The sequence below is a fragment of the Amycolatopsis kentuckyensis genome, from assembly GCF_002155975.1.
Lineage (GTDB): Bacteria > Actinomycetota > Actinomycetes > Mycobacteriales > Pseudonocardiaceae > Amycolatopsis > Amycolatopsis kentuckyensis.
In genome coordinates this window covers 44,916-59,422 of the sequence record NZ_MUMI01000313.1, presented here as the reverse complement: position 1 = coordinate 59,422, position 14,507 = coordinate 44,916, and the positions used below count along the sequence as shown (strand labels likewise).

General features: G+C 64.9%; 29 protein-coding genes. 2 read left to right on the top strand and 27 right to left on the bottom strand.

Annotated elements, in window-relative coordinates:
• Positions 1-46 precede the first annotated feature (46 nt).
• Positions 47-406, bottom strand: coding sequence for an HNH endonuclease (locus CCN39_RS52945; protein WP_086847040.1), 360 nt, complete (start codon positions 404-406; stop codon positions 47-49).
• 264 nt (positions 407-670) lie between these two features.
• Positions 671-856, bottom strand: coding sequence for a hypothetical protein (locus CCN39_RS28400; protein WP_086847038.1), 186 nt, complete (start codon positions 854-856; stop codon positions 671-673).
• A gap of 107 nt (positions 857-963) precedes the next feature.
• Between CCN39_RS28400 and CCN39_RS50280 the strand changes: the two genes are divergently transcribed.
• Both CCN39_RS50280 and CCN39_RS28395 read left to right on the top strand, forming a co-directional pair.
• Complete coding sequence (locus CCN39_RS50280; RefSeq protein ID WP_158104555.1) at positions 964-1,116, top strand: hypothetical protein; 153 nt, start codon at positions 964-966, stop codon at positions 1,114-1,116.
• Positions 1,117-1,237: 121 nt separating this feature from the next.
• Entirely contained in the window at positions 1,238-1,471 is a 234-nt protein-coding gene (locus CCN39_RS28395; RefSeq protein WP_086847036.1) for a hypothetical protein, read from the top strand.
• 59 nt (positions 1,472-1,530) lie between these two features.
• Here the strand turns inward: CCN39_RS28395 and CCN39_RS49565 are convergent, their stop codons facing one another.
• The 25 genes from CCN39_RS49565 to CCN39_RS28290 form a co-directional block, all read right to left on the bottom strand.
• Complete coding sequence (locus CCN39_RS49565; RefSeq protein WP_143264184.1) at positions 1,531-1,740, bottom strand: hypothetical protein; 210 nt, start codon at positions 1,738-1,740, stop codon at positions 1,531-1,533.
• Positions 1,728-1,979 carry a hypothetical protein gene (locus CCN39_RS49560; RefSeq protein WP_143264183.1) on the bottom strand — a complete coding sequence of 84 codons (252 nt, stop codon included), beginning with the start codon at positions 1,977-1,979 and terminating at the stop codon, positions 1,728-1,730. The genes CCN39_RS49565 and CCN39_RS49560 overlap by 13 nt, the downstream gene beginning before the upstream one ends.
• Positions 1,966-2,166, bottom strand: a complete 201-nt coding sequence (locus CCN39_RS28390; RefSeq protein ID WP_086847034.1) for a hypothetical protein — start codon at positions 2,164-2,166, stop codon at positions 1,966-1,968. Before CCN39_RS28390 ends, CCN39_RS49560 begins: the two co-directional genes overlap by 14 nt.
• Entirely contained in the window at positions 2,159-2,383 is a 225-nt protein-coding gene (locus tag CCN39_RS28385; protein ID WP_143264182.1) for a hypothetical protein, read from the bottom strand. The genes CCN39_RS28390 and CCN39_RS28385 overlap by 8 nt, the downstream gene beginning before the upstream one ends.
• A gap of 2 nt (positions 2,384-2,385) precedes the next feature.
• Positions 2,386-2,640 carry an endonuclease domain-containing protein gene (locus CCN39_RS52940; protein ID WP_086847030.1) on the bottom strand — a complete coding sequence of 85 codons (255 nt, stop codon included), beginning with the start codon at positions 2,638-2,640 and terminating at the stop codon, positions 2,386-2,388.
• 489 nt (positions 2,641-3,129) lie between these two features.
• Positions 3,130-4,308 (bottom strand): hypothetical protein, encoded by a 1,179-nt coding sequence (locus CCN39_RS28375; protein WP_086847028.1) that lies wholly within the window; start codon positions 4,306-4,308, stop codon positions 3,130-3,132.
• Positions 4,298-4,534, bottom strand: a complete 237-nt coding sequence (locus CCN39_RS50275) for a hypothetical protein (protein WP_086847026.1) — start codon at positions 4,532-4,534, stop codon at positions 4,298-4,300. Before CCN39_RS50275 ends, CCN39_RS28375 begins: the two co-directional genes overlap by 11 nt.
• Before the next feature lie 177 nt (positions 4,535-4,711).
• Positions 4,712-5,305 carry a DUF7340 domain-containing protein gene (locus CCN39_RS28365; protein WP_143264181.1) on the bottom strand — a complete coding sequence of 198 codons (594 nt, stop codon included), beginning with the start codon at positions 5,303-5,305 and terminating at the stop codon, positions 4,712-4,714.
• Positions 5,302-5,592: a hypothetical protein gene (locus tag CCN39_RS28360; RefSeq protein ID WP_086847022.1), complete on the bottom strand. Its 291-nt coding sequence runs from the start codon at positions 5,590-5,592 to the stop codon at positions 5,302-5,304. Before CCN39_RS28360 ends, CCN39_RS28365 begins: the two co-directional genes overlap by 4 nt.
• The gene (locus CCN39_RS28355) at positions 5,589-6,185 is read right to left on the bottom strand and encodes a hypothetical protein (protein ID WP_086847020.1); all 597 of its coding nucleotides are present in this window, start codon (positions 6,183-6,185) and stop codon (positions 5,589-5,591) included. The genes CCN39_RS28360 and CCN39_RS28355 overlap by 4 nt, the downstream gene beginning before the upstream one ends.
• Before the next feature lie 234 nt (positions 6,186-6,419).
• The gene (locus tag CCN39_RS28350; protein WP_086847018.1) at positions 6,420-6,845 is read right to left on the bottom strand and encodes an endonuclease VII domain-containing protein; all 426 of its coding nucleotides are present in this window, start codon (positions 6,843-6,845) and stop codon (positions 6,420-6,422) included.
• Positions 6,842-7,177, bottom strand: coding sequence for a hypothetical protein (locus tag CCN39_RS28345; protein WP_086847016.1), 336 nt, complete (start codon positions 7,175-7,177; stop codon positions 6,842-6,844). Before CCN39_RS28345 ends, CCN39_RS28350 begins: the two co-directional genes overlap by 4 nt.
• Positions 7,174-7,377 (bottom strand): hypothetical protein, encoded by a 204-nt coding sequence (locus CCN39_RS28340; protein WP_086847014.1) that lies wholly within the window; start codon positions 7,375-7,377, stop codon positions 7,174-7,176. The genes CCN39_RS28345 and CCN39_RS28340 overlap by 4 nt, the downstream gene beginning before the upstream one ends.
• Positions 7,378-7,610: 233 nt before the next feature.
• The gene (locus tag CCN39_RS28335; protein ID WP_086847012.1) at positions 7,611-8,063 is read right to left on the bottom strand and encodes a hypothetical protein; all 453 of its coding nucleotides are present in this window, start codon (positions 8,061-8,063) and stop codon (positions 7,611-7,613) included.
• Positions 8,060-8,413, bottom strand: a complete 354-nt coding sequence (locus CCN39_RS28330; protein ID WP_086847011.1) for a hypothetical protein — start codon at positions 8,411-8,413, stop codon at positions 8,060-8,062. The genes CCN39_RS28335 and CCN39_RS28330 overlap by 4 nt, the downstream gene beginning before the upstream one ends.
• Positions 8,414-8,632: 219 nt before the next feature.
• A complete protein-coding gene (locus CCN39_RS49555; RefSeq protein WP_143264180.1) occupies positions 8,633-9,034 on the bottom strand; it encodes a hypothetical protein in 402 nt (133 codons plus the stop codon).
• A 3-nt stretch (positions 9,035-9,037) separates the two neighbouring features.
• A complete protein-coding gene (locus CCN39_RS28325) occupies positions 9,038-11,152 on the bottom strand; it encodes an AAA family ATPase (protein ID WP_086847007.1) in 2,115 nt (704 codons plus the stop codon).
• 73 nt (positions 11,153-11,225) lie between these two features.
• On the bottom strand, positions 11,226-11,918 hold the full coding sequence (locus CCN39_RS28320; protein WP_086847005.1) for a hypothetical protein: 693 nt from the start codon (positions 11,916-11,918) through the stop codon (positions 11,226-11,228).
• Between the two features lie 10 nt (positions 11,919-11,928).
• Positions 11,929-12,324 carry a beta-sandwich lipoprotein gene (locus CCN39_RS28315; protein ID WP_086847003.1) on the bottom strand — a complete coding sequence of 132 codons (396 nt, stop codon included), beginning with the start codon at positions 12,322-12,324 and terminating at the stop codon, positions 11,929-11,931.
• Positions 12,321-12,584 carry an FDXHR family putative zinc-binding protein gene (locus tag CCN39_RS49550; protein ID WP_208630415.1) on the bottom strand — a complete coding sequence of 88 codons (264 nt, stop codon included), beginning with the start codon at positions 12,582-12,584 and terminating at the stop codon, positions 12,321-12,323. Before CCN39_RS49550 ends, CCN39_RS28315 begins: the two co-directional genes overlap by 4 nt.
• A complete protein-coding gene (locus tag CCN39_RS28310; protein ID WP_086847001.1) occupies positions 12,581-12,883 on the bottom strand; it encodes a hypothetical protein in 303 nt (100 codons plus the stop codon). Before CCN39_RS28310 ends, CCN39_RS49550 begins: the two co-directional genes overlap by 4 nt.
• Entirely contained in the window at positions 12,883-13,260 is a 378-nt protein-coding gene (locus CCN39_RS28305; RefSeq protein WP_086846998.1) for a pyrophosphohydrolase domain-containing protein, read from the bottom strand. Before CCN39_RS28305 ends, CCN39_RS28310 begins: the two co-directional genes overlap by 1 nt.
• Entirely contained in the window at positions 13,260-13,481 is a 222-nt protein-coding gene (locus tag CCN39_RS28300) for a hypothetical protein (protein WP_086846996.1), read from the bottom strand. Before CCN39_RS28300 ends, CCN39_RS28305 begins: the two co-directional genes overlap by 1 nt.
• Positions 13,482-13,483: 2 nt before the next feature.
• A complete protein-coding gene (locus CCN39_RS28295) occupies positions 13,484-14,089 on the bottom strand; it encodes a hypothetical protein (RefSeq protein WP_086846994.1) in 606 nt (201 codons plus the stop codon).
• Complete coding sequence (locus tag CCN39_RS28290; RefSeq protein WP_086846993.1) at positions 14,082-14,492, bottom strand: SLOG family protein; 411 nt, start codon at positions 14,490-14,492, stop codon at positions 14,082-14,084. Before CCN39_RS28290 ends, CCN39_RS28295 begins: the two co-directional genes overlap by 8 nt.
• Between the last annotated feature and the right edge of the window lie 15 nt (positions 14,493-14,507).

Here is a 14,507-nt window from a genome sequence, read left to right as displayed (position 1 = left end):
TCAGTTGCTATGCATGAGCGATGCATGGTTATGCGATGACGCACAGTCACACCGAGCGTGGATCGACTGCGACGTAGCCACGTGGGTAGTGCGGGCTGAGCCTGGCGCACGGCCGGCCATCGCTGCACGCGCAGTCCTCGATGGCAAGGTTGCGCAGCCTGTTGGACCTAGTCGAGTTGCACGCCCTGTGTGCCAAGCGGCAACCGCTGCGCACCAACGGTGGACCACCATGCTGCAGCTGCACCAGGTGATCCACCGTCTTGGACATCCGGTGTCGTGGGTCTAGCCGCTGGTCGACTGGCTGACCGCACAGCCAGCACAGGCGCTCCTCCGCGTACACCTGCAGCTGTAGCTGGCGCCAGCGATAGCCTGAGCGGCCTAGGCTAGCGTCGTCGGCGTAGGGCATAGGCTATGGCTGCCGCCACATCCACGAGTAGCAGTGCCGACCGAGTACCATCGCCACGCCGATGGTCTTGCCGCCAACGCGGTTCAGGAGAACGCGGTAACCAGGATCCGCAACGCGGTATCTGATCAGCCTCATGCACCCTCCCGCTCAACACAGACGACGTGCTCCCAAGCGTCAGGCTGTCCGGCGACGGGTTGCTCCTGCTCGCCGGCCAGTCGATCGCCTTGGAGTACGACCAGCAGGCAAGGCTGGCGAGTCGGGTCTTCATCGCTGCCTCCCGCAGTCGTTGGCGAACAGCTTGTCGGCCAGGGCCTCTTCGTCGTCGGCGTGCACCACACACACCACGGCGTGGCAGTCGTCGCATTGCGGCCCGCGGCAGTCGGTGCCCCACGAGCCGGCGAAGTTGTCGAGCTCGCCGAATTCGTCGAGAGCCCAGTTATGTGCTGTCATTCCCGGGCCTTTCAGTCGACAGGAAGTCACCCTGAGATAGGTGTTGACAGGGTGCCGTGGCGGGCGTAGTCTTTACATATCAGCAAGAGCGACAAAGGGAGAACGAAATGCGGACGCCGGCCACGATGACCACCGAAGCCCTCCTCGAAGAGCGCGAGACCTACAACAACCTGATCACCAAATACGGCCTCGACACCGCGGACGTCCTCAACTGGCTCTGGCGGATCGACGAAGCCCTCGAGGCCAGAGGGATCAAGTAGCCCGAGAGCCCCGGCCCCGAAAGGGTCGGGGCTTCTTTGTGTCGGCACCCTGAGATAGGTGTTGACAGGGTGGCTAGCAGCCGGCTAGCCTTAAGGCATCACAGAAACCGAGGAGGACGAAATGGCCACCGCGCACCAGCTTTACCCGACCAGCCGGACCGACCGGATGACCGACGACCAGCTGATCGCGGTGCAGCGCTTCGCCTGGGCCGACTCCAACCCGGTCGCCCACACGCCGGTCTACGACGGCATGGACCGGTCCGACACGATCGCCACGGCCAGCCGTACCGCCCGCGACATCCAGGCGGTCCTGAACCGCCGGGCAGCTGACCGCTTCCTGGCGGGCTGCCGCTGACCGACAAGCCCCGGCCGTAGCCGGGGCTTCGTCATGTGTCAAGGTCAACACGAAACGTTTCAATCGCCGTCTTCGGATTCGAGCAGGTGTAGCGCCGCGAGCAGCTGGCGCCGCCAGTCGGCAAGCTCCGCGAACTCGGCCCGGTCGTCGGTCTCGAGGGCGACATCTATGCCATCCTCAGCGGCCCGTACAGCCACGCGCAGGGCTTCCGCGTCTATCGGCACCGGGCGGACCGGCGGAACAGCCTCAGGGGAGCTCACCAGTTCCACCAGCCTCCGAGGATGTGGCCGGCGAGCCAGGCGCAGAAGACGCCAAAGGCGGGACCAAGCAGCCATCGACGTCTCCGCTTGTCTCGGGTGCCGAGGACGCCACGCAGCCAGAAAGTCAAGGTGCCGTTGCCCTTGCCGGGATCGCGACGGCCGCGGATGAGCGCCGGGACCTCGAGGGCGGCGAAGGAAGCCAGGACGGCGGTCAGCCATGCCGCCCAGGCGACGTCAGGGCGTCTCATCGGCGATGGCCTGGTCGTCGAGGTAGGCGTCGAGGCCGTTCATCCAGCCGAGCTGACGACGCAGCTCCGGGCCACCAAGAGGGCAACCAGGGCCGCAAGGCGCGAAACTGGCGCCGCCCCAGCGGTCGTCGCCCGGGTCATCCAGATGGGGGCCAAGCGACGCGAGGATGGCATCGACGTCAGTCATCGTCTTCCCCGCTCGCATCCAGGCCGCGCAGATGGTCACGGAGGTCATCAGCGGCGGACACCAGGGCGCCAAGGGCTTCCCAGGCGGTCAGCTCGTCGGAGCGCAGGTGGTAGAGCGAGACGCGACCTTGCGCGTCGAGCGCCTTGATACTCGCGACGAAACCGAGGCTGACTGCTCCGTCAGGTAGCAGGGCTGCGAAAGGATCTTGATCGGCCATGATCACCGCCTTTCGACGGCTTGGAGTTCCTCGATGTAGCTGGCTGCGAGACGAAGAGTCGTCGGATTGTCAAAAAAGAATCCCAGGCCAGAGTTGCAGCTGGCGCACAGGAGTTTTCGCACGCACTTGCCGCAGGTCTTTGAGCCGGGACAGCACGAATGGTCGTGATCAACCACCAGGGCGCCATCCGATCTTGCACATATCGCGCAAGAGTCGCCCTGCTTCGCGCGCAACGAGCGGAGAGCCTCGACCGACATGCCGTAGCGCCCGGCGGTGATTCGTTCACTCGTGCATGCTTTACAGCTGCCGCTGAGCCGATCGGAGGTGCGCGGCGCCGCGCCAAAGGCAGTAACTGGCAGCCACTCGGAGCAGCTTCTACATTGCTTATTGCCGCCGCAATCCCGGGTTGCGGGCGACGTCTTCCGACGTGGTGCGTGACGGCGCAGCGGCCTCAGCTCGGAGCCTTTAGACCATTGGATGTAATGGCCATCGCAGAAGCCGCGCTTCCTGGCAGCCCTACCGCAGGCTTCGCTTAAGCAAGTGCGCCCCTTGTTGATCGACTTAAGGGGGACCAATTCAATGCCGCGGTTGAGCTGCTGATAATGTCCGGAGCAGTGGCCGCGCGCCTTTGCTGGTCGCTCGCAAGCCTCGAATGCGCACTCTTGTGATATGCTGTTCACGTCGACTCCGCAACAGTCGGCCAAGGCCCGGGGCGATTGCAGTCGCCGCCGGGCTTCCTCTTTGCGCTAGAGCACCTTCAGGTTGTCCCAGCCATTCGAGTCGACCGTGAATACCAGGAGGCCAGGATCGCTATCGGTGCCAGAACGGTGCCTATACCAGGTCGACCCGTTATCCAGCGTAGGGGCCTGTAGCCACCACTTCGAACGCCCGGTGTGCGCCGACCTCCCGGTCGGCTGCACCCGCAGGTGATGGAAGTGGCCAGTCAGCAGGATGTCAGCGTCAGCGCCGGGCTGGCCACCGTGGACCTGATTGGCCCACCACTGCGGGATGCCGTCAGGCCGGTTGACCTGGTGGCCGTGAGCAACCGCCAGGATTGTTCCGTAGACGTCAAGGGCGAGAACCTCTTCCCAGACATCGGGCACCTTGAACTCGACGTGGCCGAATGCTTCGGGGTTCAGCTTGAAGGCGTCGGCCACGTCGGTGATGATCTCGATACCGAAGTCGTCGCCGGGCCGGCCAAGCGAGTCCTTGCCGCGGCGCCAGCGAGCGTGGTTGCTGGGGATACCAGCAGCCACGACCCGCTCATGCCGCTTGGCCAGTCGGAGACATGCCTCGGTGAAGAGACGCCGCGCTACCCGTAGCTGTTCCGGGAAACTTAAGTCGTTGACGAAAGCTTGGGAAGCGGTCTGCTCTTGCGATTCGACGCAATCTCCGACGTCGACGAGGTAAGCCGACTCGCAGTTGGCTTTCCTCGCGTATTCATCGAGCGCGTCAAGCTTGGCAAAGACGCGCTCGATGAGCTCTGGGGTTCCTCCGCGATTGTCCACCTTGCCGACCTGGAGATCTGCCCAGGCGACGACCAGAGCCTTCGGCTCGGTCGTCTTCGGCTTCTTCGCGGGGCGTGTCTTCCTGACCAGCTTGACGATCTCTTCGACGTCAAGCTGGTTGGCGGCGCCTTCGCGGTCGCGGATGACGAACTTGCAGTAGATCTGTGGCGATTCGCGGTCGCCCCACTCGCGAACGTCGGTAAGGACGACTTCACGGTGCTCAGGGACTTCCTGGCCGCAGATTCGTTTGATCTCTTCGCGCCAAGCGAGCTCGGTAGCGTCAGGCTTGATCCTGAGCGTCGCCTCGACCGGCTGACCATCCCTGACCTGAACTCGGCCAGGCTCCCAGCCCTTCGGGACGTCCTGGCGCGGGCGGAGCGGCTGTTCGGCGGCCGCGAGCCGATCGCTAAGCCCCACAGCTGCACCCGCCTACGCGGTGCAGCTTGACGGTGGTCGCACTGACGACATGGCCTTCGTCGCGAAGGACGCGAACCAGAAGGGCTGACGTGTAGCCGACGCGGTCTTCGAGGGCCGCAGTCAGGGTGGCTCGGTCGTCGTCGCTCAGCTGACCGAGCAGGATGCCGAGGCGGCACTGCTTGGCTGTCGGCTGGCTGGCTTCGTGGAGTCTTTCGGCAAGCGTCATGGGTCAACGCCCTTCAGAGTGCTAATGGAGTGAATCGGAGTGAAAGAAGCGCAGGCGTCTCGCGGCACTCCTACGCGAGACGCCTGCGCTTCAAAGGGGAGCCCGCTCGCTTAGTCCGGCGGCTCAACCCAGCCTGATTTTTCTCATGGCTATCGCAAGCCCCCTAAGCTTGACTGATTAATCAGATCCTGTCAATAGCGCAGCAAATGTTTCCAGTAGTGACGTCGGCCACACCATGTCGCAATTGCGGCACGACGCCCCGTTGACCGCGTCGACCGAAAGAACCGGCACCTTGACCGTCTCCTGAAGCTCGTCAACTCGTTCCACATAACTGACGCCACATTCGGGACACGCGCCCTTGAGTGCCACCTTTGCGACCGGCGCAAACAGCGACTCGATATCGGCACGCAGCTTCTTCAGCATCTGCAGCCCGCGCGACAGCGACGGCACGTCTTCGTTGCCGATCAGGTGATCCGGGATGGCCGCGATGCTCTGCTTCAACGTGAAGCCGGGCGCCCGGAACGCGTCGAACGCCTCGGCGTAAAGGTCGACCGCGGCGACACAGATTGGCAGACCGGGGCCGCCTGTACGCCGGCCGCCGCCACGCTCCAAGCCGACACCGATAGCTTCGGTCAGCTGGTCGATCAGGCAGTCGTTGGTGCCCTGCACCCAGCCGCCACCCTCGCGAGGCAGCGTGATGGTGACCGGGTCGACCAGGGCGGCCACGGCGAGCCGGACGTCGTCGTGCAGCCCGGCGAGCATTCCGGTCATCGCAGGCCCGCTTCCCACTGCCCTCGGCTAAGCCCTCGCGGAAGGCCGAGGTCTTCAAGCGAACGCGGGTTGATCTCGGCGATGATCTGCTCACTGTGACCAGTCGCGCTCAGCCTTGCCTGCTCGACCTGCCGCAAGGCGACGTCCCGCCTCGACTTAGGAAACGTCTTGAAGTCGAGATGCACCTCCGTCACGCGAGCCTGGTGCGCCAGGATCCGACGAAGCCGGTAGATCTCATCGAGGGCGCGCATGTAGTGGTCGAACATCTCGCCGTCTTCGTCGCTCACGCCACCTCCCGAACATGCTGGATGATCCGCACCGGTGCCATCTCCGGCGACGTCAGCTGCAGCCACGACGTCTGGTCGTCACCGTCGCCACGCCAGATGTCGCCGCAGCGCTCCCAATGCCGCTGCTGACCGTCCTCGACGATCGTGCCGGTAGGCGGCTGCGGGTCGTGCTCGCCGGGCTTGAGGTCGTCGAGGGTCAGGCCGAGGCGGTCCAGCAGCTCCTGCCGTCGGGCGAGGAGGTCGTCGCGGGTGACGGTGATGACCTCGACGTCGTTGAAGCCCGACTCGTCTGCGTCGCCAGCGGCTACTAGCTGCTGAATGATCTGACCATCAGGACGGAAGCAGCAGCCGTCGCAGCCGTGCACACCTTGGCCGTCAGCAGCGTCAGGCGCCGTCGACCGCATGTGTGCGAGATGGTCAGGGTCGGGGTGGCCGATGCCGTGTGGACACAGCCGCTCCATCAGGTAGCGGTCGTTGCGCCACACCTGCGGCCAGTCGGCCATGTGGTGGTCGCTCGGGTTGTGGATGCAGCACGCGCTACCGGCGCACACCTCGGGCGAATGGACGCCGGACACGCTGGCGAAGTCGGTCATCGGACGTCACCCGGCTTTCGCGCGACGTTGCCGTCCCAGGTGCGATGATCTGATGGCGATCCAGCCGGGCGGTGGTAGTCGGCCGGGCATGGCAACTTCCCGGGCGTGTGGTGGCCGGTGAAGTCGATGCCCCACATGCGGCGCAGCTCCTGCCAGTCTGGATAGCCGTCGCAGTAGACGCACTCGCCGGGTGCGTGAAGGATCCGCTGATCGCAATGCGGCATGGCCGCACGGTTAGGGGTTGTCATTCGGTCTCAGCACCTTTCGCGCTGGCGGGTCGACGAGATAGGCGGCAAGCCGCAGCAGCGGCGCCGGGTTGTCGCGGAGTCGCCCAAGGAGGCGGTTGTCTTCGGAGCAGAGGAGTCCGCGAACCTCGCCGGTCTCGTGGTTGTGATCCACTGCCAGCCGCTTCGACCGGCCGTTACGACCGCTTTCCGGGCCACAGCCGGCGCACACTCCGCCTTGAGCCGCAAGCAGGCGCTCGTAGTCGCCTTCGCCGAGGCCGTAGACCATCTGGACGCGACGGTCGTGGTTGGCGGCCTTGCGGACGGCGACGACCTTGCGCCAGTGGCTGACGCAGCGCGGTCCCGGGTGCGGTGTAGGCCGGAGCGTGGCCACGCCGTCGGCGACGCAGTCCCGGCACCGACGGACGCCGGTCATACGTCCTCACCCCAGCCGTAGTCGTAATCGAAGTCGTCCTCCGCCGGCTCGGGCTCGATCTCCCGCGGCGGGGCGGCCTGGACTGTCGCGGCGATCACCTGGCCCGCGGAGTCGACAAGGCTGAGGTACCACTCGCCGCGGTCGCCTTGAACGAGCCGCGGCGCGACCTCGACGCCGGGTCGCAGCAGGGCGCCTGTCTGCAGCTCGTGGTTGAAGCCGCCGAGGCGTACGGTCGCGGTCGCCTCGACGTACCGGCCGATCCTGTCAGGGCCGACGAAGGCTTCGTAGCGGCCGACTTCGCGCACAGTAGCGGGCTTGATGATGTCGCTCATGCTCGCTCCCCCATCACGTCGTAGATCGCGGTGACGAGACCGTCAGGGTCTACGTCGGCGTATGCCTGCAAGGCGGCTCGGACGATCTCGGCGCGGCCCGGTGACTGGGCGATCACCATCGGCCAGTGCGCGCCGTTGGTTTCGACCGCGATGACGTGGCGCCAGCCGGACAGGTCGTATCCGTCGGGAATACCCCTCACTGAGATATGAGCTCGACGACTCATCGCTTGCCGTCGATCCTGGCGTGCGCCGACAGGCCGAGACTGATGCCGATGTCGGCCAGCGATCCGGCGGCGTAGACCTTGTCGCCGCTCGCGGCGAACACGAGGGGGCAGAACGACGGCGAGACCTATGAAGCCCCAAGCAAAGATACGCATTTGTAACCCCTAGAGTGCTGTTGAAGTGTTAACGCCTGACGCCGTGTCGCCATTCCCTAAAAGGGGGCAGGATCCTGCCGGATGACAAGCCCGTTAAGCCCTTCCGCCACCGCAAACAACGCGTTATTTTCCGCGACCGACATAACCGGCTCGCTTTCGATGGCACGTGATGCCAAGGCCAGAATCCGGACGACTTCCCGCGTGGCTGTTTCGCGGGGGTCGAAATCCTGCGGCCGGATCGGCGCGTGGCAGAGATGGGTGGCGATCACAGTCGGGCGGCCTCGGGCGTCGCCTCGCATCCGAAAGCTGTCGCGGTAGTGCAGGAAGTCGCCGCTGATCGAGTAGCTGCGCCGGCCCTGCATCAACGCTGCCAGCTCTGCCTCCGGCGTCAGCGGCGTCGGGCACACCCGGTACGGACATCCTTCATCTATCCCGATCAGCTGCAGCCGGCCGCAGCGGGGGCAGGGCTCCGACTTCGGCTTGCGGTCGACGAAGTGCTGGCCGGTCATGGCTGCCGCTCGATCTCGTCGGCCAAGGCCGTGTAGCGGCGGGCCACCTTGTCGACAGCGCGCATCCAGCCGACGTAGTGGCCTTCCCGGTAGTCGTCGGACCGCGGCGATTCCTCGCCAGCCGTGGCCATCTCGTAGGCTTCATCGCCGAGCGCGTGCGCCAGTTCTCGCAGCACCGCGGTTACGGCGGCACGGGCGACCCGTTCCACCGGCGTCCAGTGGGCGATGCGGCTTTCGCTCTCGTCGACGCACGCACAGTCGAAGAACACCGGCAGCGTCCCGTCGTTCGGGTCGCAAGGGATAACCGCTTCGGCGGCCTCGATCAGCTTGCGGGTGATGTCGTCAGTCATCCCGGCTTACACCTGCTTTCATATCTGTCATGATTGAGTCGATCGGAGAGAGCGCGCCAGCGCGGTTCGACGAGAGGCGGTCACGGTTGCGTCTACTTCGCCGCCAGGTCTCTACGTTCATACTCGTTTCTCTTCGTATTCACGTATAGATGTGCCCCTGGCGTGGGTACCTGACTAGCCCATAGCGTGGGTACTTCACTTACCCATGGCGTGGGTATCTCAGCTCGGCAAGAACTTGCCTTTGGCGTCACGCGGGCGCCCGTTTTCGGCCTCTGACGGCTCCGTGGAGCACCCGACACAGTCGCATTGCGGCACTGTCAGCTTGTACAGAATGGTTCGATAACGTCGCTCTCCGCTATCGGTCAGCCAGCCGGCTTGGACCAGTGCGCCACGCCATGCGGAGATGCTCGACGGCTTCCGGCCGCCGAAGAACTCGCTGAGCTTCTCGACGCCGGCGTAGGTGGTCGCCGACTTCGGACCGTTCGTGCCCATCAGGCCGAGCTTCACCCCGACCACTAACTGCCAGCCGGTGAGCTTCCGGCAGCGCAGCAGGGCCGATATCCAGGTGAACTTGTAAGGCGGCTCGTCGCTGCTGTTATCTGTATTGCGTCGTCGCGTCACGTATCACTCCTTGTAGTGCGGCCGCGCCGCGGTGCCGACGTCATTGAGCTGCCCCGACTCCAAAAGCGCGTTGAATCCACGCCAGAAATGCGGCTCGGGCATCATGGTTGCGGCAAGTAGTTCCTTCTTGGAGCAGCCAGTATTCGAGAAGCATTCGCGATACACGGTCATGATCTCTGCCATCTGTCGCTCGAGGCCGGCGTCATTGCTGCCGCTTTGCAGCTCGAGGACGCACGACTCGGTGTAGTCGACAGGTGACAACTGCAGGTGTAGTTCGTCGAACGTCGCGCCGTCTTTGCGCTTGGTCCGCTCGAGCCGCATCGACCCTTCGGCGATCTTCTCCGACAGGTAGGCGGTGTCGACGCCGGCCTCGAGGGCGCTACTCCCCCGCGACGTCACGCGATCCTTGCCGGTGTGATGGACGGCGACGACGCTGCCGCCATTGGTGGCCGCCTGAATGCGGTAGAGGCTTTCGACTGCGACGCCGATGTCGCGGCTGCTGTTTTCGTCCATGCCGGTGATGCACTTGGCGAAGGTGTCGACCACGACCGCCGTGAAGCCCTCGGCCGCCACGAGCGCGCAGACCTCGGCGACGTCGGACCGGTTACCAAGGCTTGGCGCGGCACCCAGGACGGACAGTCGGTCGTCTTCGATAGGCGTCTGCCAGCCTTGTTCCCACGCCTCGAGGCGTCCGTTGAGGCCGTGCGCCCCTTCCGCGGCGATGTAGAGCACCCGCCCAGGCCGGCAAACTTTGCGCCCCTGCCACGCGCGCCCGGTTGCGATGCTGCCCGCCCAGTCGAGGGCGACGAACGACTTCATGCTGCCCCAGTAGCCGAACAGCATGGCGACGGTGCCGAGGTCCAACGTGTCTTCGATGAGCGGTTCGGGCCGCGGCAGGTTGCGCAGGGCGTTACGACTGTAGAGACGGGCGAGGAACTTGCCTCCAGGCGCCGCTTCGCCTTCGGCTCCGGCGCCGTCGGCAGAGCCGGCGGGTGGCGTTTCGGCGACTTCCTTGAATGCCGATTCCTGGGTTGCGATGGCCGCCTCTGCGGGCCGCGACACCAGGTCGGGTGTCGTCACCCCGAAGATGCCGTCGAAGGCGTCAGCATGGCTCTGCGACAATGGCCTGTCGGTGCCGTACCCCAACCGCCGCAGCTCAGCCGCCGCGGCCGAGAAGTCGCCGCCGTGCTCGAGGTAGGCGTACACGCGCCACTTCGCCATCGCCGCTTCCGACGGCAGCTCGGACGACGTCGTGTAGACGTACATGAAGTCACCCTGGTCGCCCCCGGTGACCGCCGACACGCCAAGCGACTTGCCTGGTCGCGTCCAGTAGGTGGAATTGCCCCGGACGTAGGCGACGGTCCAGCCGTGGGGTTCGAGCAGCTCCCGCCAATCTCCGCGAATGCAGAAGTCTTCCCCTGGCGTGAGGTCTCCCGGCGAGGTCGTGACGGTCGCGGCGGGCTTGCGTTCGGGGATCGGCGCCGGGGGCGGCATCTGGTCCAGCGAGCGGCTGATCGCATGCAGCAGGTCGCGTTCGGCCGCGGTAATGGTCGGGATGTTCTCCGGCTTGCAGGCGGTCGCCCAGGCTTTGCCGTTCGGGTGCACGGGGCCGTGGGATGGCGCGATGACACACCACCCGCCTTCGCCGCGGGTCTCGATGAGCGCCCGGACGGCGCGCTTGCCCTTCGTTTCGAGCAGGTGGCGTTCATCGTCGGTGAGTTCGTCGTCGCGAGCGGGCCGCTGCGCCAGCTTGGTATTGCCAGCGACGCCCCCTTCTACGCGGTAGAAGACGTGGATGCCACCGCCGGCTGACACCTCGAGGTAGCCGGTCGTGATGCGCTGCCACAGGTCGGTCGGTACTTCGGCCGTCAGCTTCTCGAGGACGCCTTCCTGGATGGCTCGGCCCTCGAGCTCATACATTTCCAGGTCGCCACTGACGGCGCCAGTGAAGATGCCGATTCCGGGGTGCCCATCGTTGAACCAGGCTTGCAATTCTGTTATGGTTGCACGAGTCGACTGATACGGCTTCCAGAGTCCCATCGGGGCTTTGCTGCCGTCGATTCTTGCCCGGCCAACGGAACAACCCGCGGCGTGCCAGGCAAGCGCGACGTCAAGCATGAGGTCTCCTGAAGGTTGGAAGGAAACGCGGCCGCCACGGATGACGGCCGCGTTTCAGGGAGTGCGAAGAAAGTCAGCTGTCGAACCAGAAGACCGCGCGTACGTCGTCGAGTCCGAGCCCGTCGTCGGCCGCGAACTTCGTCATGCGAATCAGAGTGGCCGGGAAGTCTCCGATCGCGTCAACCCACGGGATAGTCCACTCGAGCTGCGTGTAGTACGACAGGGTGCCATCGCCCCACTGCTCTTCGACCTTTTTGTCGACCGTGCCGTCTTCGATCAGCTGCCGCATCTCGTCGTTCGAGACGTGCCGAACGTTCTCTCCGCTGACGCTGCCAGACCAGCTATCGGGAAGAGTTCCCCATTTGTCGAACCGGTGGAGTGACTTCGGGCCGACCCAGCCGCGAAGGGTGATCTGGTTGTCATGCCAGGGCACGGCGACCAGCTCCGCCAGGGTGAACCACGATGGCGTGTGACCGTAGTCCTCGCACTCTTCCCGCAACGCTTCGCTGACGTCGTCCGGCAGTCCGCGCGGCTCATCGATCGGCGTGACCGGATCCCCGCGGTCAACGCCCGCGAAGCCGTAACCGTTGCGTACATCGGCCAGCATGGCGAAGAGTGAGTAGTTCCTGTCGCTGAAGATCTCCTCGTGCTTGAACTCTGGTTCGCCGTCGAACTTGTCGAACCAGTCGTTCTTGATCAGCGGCTCGGCGCGGACCCAGCCTTCGGCGGTCCGCTTCTCGACGCGCCAGTGGATATCGGTGCCCATCTATGCCGCCTTAGTTGCTGGTGCTCAGCTCGAAGTTGGGGACGATGGTCTCCGGGCGGAAGATGATCCGGGGTCGGAAGAGATCCACCTTCTTGCCGCCCAGCTGAGTGGACACGTACGTGACGTTGTCGCTCAGGCCCAACGTGGTCCGCTCGATCGCGCCGTCCTGGCTCACCTTGCAGATCACGTCCAGCTTGCGGCCGTCGTTCTCGATCGAGCAGAACCCTTCGACGCTGAACAGCACCTTGTCGGTGATCCCATTGACGCCGACGATCCGCCGCGGCACCTCGAAGTTCTCGGCCGCCTTGCTCAGGTTCTCGTTGGCCTGGTCCGCGGCGCTGGTGCAGCCGCTGAGCACGACCGCAGCCGCGATGCCACCGATGGCCAGGGGAATGATTCGCTTCATGACTTACCTACCTTCTCGGGAGCCTTGTCTTCCCACCACGCCGGCCGCTTCTCCGCGCCGACCCAGATGCCACGGTCGTCCAGCCGCAGCACCGCCTTGCCGTCCTCGCGAGTGATGCCTGCCGGGTCGGCGCACACCCCGCCACGACGGTGCAGGTCGAAGTAACCGATGCCGCTGAAGGTACGATGGCAGTCCGTTGCGGCGCAGTGTGCGTAGTTCAGGCTGGCCCATGTGGAGTCGCAGCCGCCGCAGGTGTTCAACGGATCTCGCCGCAGTACTTGGCCTGGTCGTAGTCGATCGATCCGACGACCCGGCCACCCGGCTTTTGGCCAACGGTGACATGGCCGGGCGTGGACGGTCGGACGAAAAGCGCGAATGACTGCTCGACGATGACCTCTTCGAGGGCGACGATCCGCTCCAGAAGCGCTTCGTTCTCGTCAGCCTTCTGGATTGTTGCGTCGATCTGAACTGCCAGCTCCCACTTGACGGCCTCCAGCTCGGCCTGAGCATTGGCGAAGTTCTCTTCGAGTTCGCGGAATGCCTGCTTCCTATTGCCCATCAACGCCTCCCAGCGTGGACGACGCCCGTCATGTCGGGCGGCTGATATGTCGGCGGCTTCAGGATCTTGCCGTCGTCGCGGCGAAGCACCTCGCCGTCCGGCCCGAGCTTCGTCATGTTGGACCGGTGGACTCGGCGAATCGCTTCGTCGAGGTCGATGCCGAGGCTGACCGCGGTTCCGTAGGCGACGTAGACGAGATCGGCCAGCTCCTTCGCCACGTCTTCGAGCGGTTCGTTCCAGCCGAGCGCGTTGCAGACCTCCTCGGATTCCTCGTCGATCAGGTTCTGTCGCAGGATGCGAAGCTCCTGAGTGTCCGGCGCATTGACCGCCAACCCGAAGATGCTGTGAAAGTCGGTAACCAAGTCGGCCGTTTGCATCAAATCTCCTGCCAGTTGGTCACGGTCATCTGCACTCGGTACGGCGCCATCGCGTGCCAGAGAACCTGACCCTGCTCAGTGTCATAGCACTCGTCGTTCAACGATGTCGCGATCGCCTGCGCCGTCGACTTGCGGAGGTAAGTGCGTTCGCGCCGGGGCTGGCCGGTTTTCACCGGCCGCCCCTCGCAGTCGACGACGCGATACAGCTTGTCCATGATCATTCTCAAAAAGGCGGGCCGTCAGTGGCCGCCGGCTTCACAGAGCCGGACTGAATCTGCGCGATCAGCGCGAGCGCCTCCGGCGGCAGGTTGTTGATGTCGACGGTCGACACGTTCGCCGCCACGGGCGGGGCTTCCTGCCGCACCGGGCTGCCCATGACGAGGTCGTTGGCGGCCTGCGCACCCGGCGGCGTGTACACCACCCGGTGCAAGTGCTTCGGAATCGAGAACGACGTGTCCTTGCCGATCAGCTCGACGGTGACAGTGGCGCCCACTTCGGTGCCAGATCGCCCTGCCGCCTTGACGGCGTCACGAAGTGCGCGCTGGGCGTCGGAGGACTGCCGGACCCACCAGGTGCGGGAGCCGTCGTCTTCGTCGACCAGCGGGTCGCGCAGATCGGTCTTGATCTCGATGGCGACCTGCATGACCGGGTCGTTCGAGTTGGGCCAGAACTTCGGCTGCCCCTTGCGCGGCCCGGACTGCTCCTTCATCTGGATGCGATCGCTGATACGGGTGATGACACCCGACACCTTCTCGCCGATCTCGGACAGCTGCAGGGCCGGCAGCTTGCGGCCGCCGCCACCCATGATCAGGTCGTCGGACTCAGACATTCGTTACCTCTTTCGATTCTTCGATGATCTCGACGGGAATCCCCGCCTCGCGTGCACGTCGCACGCAGTCCCAGGTGCCTCGGCTGCCTGCTGTCGGGAATGCCAGGCAGATGTCAGCGCCGAGGTTGACCATGCGCTGGTTGCGGATCGGGCCAGCCGCCTTGCCGAACTCGGCCCAATTGGCCGGGTATGCCTGGACTGGCCGCCCTAGCCAGTACTCGGCCGCGATGCGGTCTGCGCCTTCGCAGTCGCCGTGTATGAGAATGTAGATGCCGTCGAGCTTCTTGGATTTGTCGAGCACGCCAGGTCGCTCGAAATCTTCGACCGCTCGATCCAGAGCGTCTGCGATCGCGACCTTGTCCGTCCAGTGTCGCGAACCGGTTACCAGTATTCGCTTGGGCATGATTCACCTCCAAAA

Coding starts and splice junctions, on each gene's coding strand:
- CCN39_RS52945 (WP_086847040.1), bottom strand. CDS start 406: ATGCCCTACGCCGACGACGCTAGCCTAGGCCGCTCAGGCTATCGCTGG.
- CCN39_RS28400 (WP_086847038.1), bottom strand. CDS start 856: ATGACAGCACATAACTGGGCTCTCGACGAATTCGGCGAGCTCGACAAC.
- CCN39_RS50280 (WP_158104555.1), top strand. CDS start 964: ATGCGGACGCCGGCCACGATGACCACCGAAGCCCTCCTCGAAGAGCGC.
- CCN39_RS28395 (WP_086847036.1), top strand. CDS start 1,238: ATGGCCACCGCGCACCAGCTTTACCCGACCAGCCGGACCGACCGGATG.
- CCN39_RS49560 (WP_143264183.1), bottom strand. CDS start 1,979: ATGAGACGCCCTGACGTCGCCTGGGCGGCATGGCTGACCGCCGTCCTG.
- CCN39_RS28390 (WP_086847034.1), bottom strand. CDS start 2,166: ATGACTGACGTCGATGCCATCCTCGCGTCGCTTGGCCCCCATCTGGAT.
- CCN39_RS28385 (WP_143264182.1), bottom strand. CDS start 2,383: ATGGCCGATCAAGATCCTTTCGCAGCCCTGCTACCTGACGGAGCAGTC.
- CCN39_RS52940 (WP_086847030.1), bottom strand. CDS start 2,640: ATGTCGGTCGAGGCTCTCCGCTCGTTGCGCGCGAAGCAGGGCGACTCT.
- CCN39_RS50275 (WP_086847026.1), bottom strand. CDS start 4,534: ATGACGCTTGCCGAAAGACTCCACGAAGCCAGCCAGCCGACAGCCAAG.
- CCN39_RS28365 (WP_143264181.1), bottom strand. CDS start 5,305: ATGACCGGAATGCTCGCCGGGCTGCACGACGACGTCCGGCTCGCCGTG.
- CCN39_RS28355 (WP_086847020.1), bottom strand. CDS start 6,185: ATGACCGACTTCGCCAGCGTGTCCGGCGTCCATTCGCCCGAGGTGTGC.
- CCN39_RS28350 (WP_086847018.1), bottom strand. CDS start 6,845: ATGACCGGCGTCCGTCGGTGCCGGGACTGCGTCGCCGACGGCGTGGCC.
- CCN39_RS28345 (WP_086847016.1), bottom strand. CDS start 7,177: ATGAGCGACATCATCAAGCCCGCTACTGTGCGCGAAGTCGGCCGCTAC.
- CCN39_RS28335 (WP_086847012.1), bottom strand. CDS start 8,063: ATGACCGGCCAGCACTTCGTCGACCGCAAGCCGAAGTCGGAGCCCTGC.
- CCN39_RS28330 (WP_086847011.1), bottom strand. CDS start 8,413: ATGACTGACGACATCACCCGCAAGCTGATCGAGGCCGCCGAAGCGGTT.
- CCN39_RS28325 (WP_086847007.1), bottom strand. CDS start 11,152: ATGCTTGACGTCGCGCTTGCCTGGCACGCCGCGGGTTGTTCCGTTGGC.
- CCN39_RS28320 (WP_086847005.1), bottom strand. CDS start 11,918: ATGGGCACCGATATCCACTGGCGCGTCGAGAAGCGGACCGCCGAAGGC.
- CCN39_RS28315 (WP_086847003.1), bottom strand. CDS start 12,324: ATGAAGCGAATCATTCCCCTGGCCATCGGTGGCATCGCGGCTGCGGTC.
- CCN39_RS28310 (WP_086847001.1), bottom strand. CDS start 12,883: ATGGGCAATAGGAAGCAGGCATTCCGCGAACTCGAAGAGAACTTCGCC.
- CCN39_RS28305 (WP_086846998.1), bottom strand. CDS start 13,260: ATGCAAACGGCCGACTTGGTTACCGACTTTCACAGCATCTTCGGGTTG.
- CCN39_RS28300 (WP_086846996.1), bottom strand. CDS start 13,481: ATGATCATGGACAAGCTGTATCGCGTCGTCGACTGCGAGGGGCGGCCG.
- CCN39_RS28295 (WP_086846994.1), bottom strand. CDS start 14,089: ATGTCTGAGTCCGACGACCTGATCATGGGTGGCGGCGGCCGCAAGCTG.
- CCN39_RS28290 (WP_086846993.1), bottom strand. CDS start 14,492: ATGCCCAAGCGAATACTGGTAACCGGTTCGCGACACTGGACGGACAAG.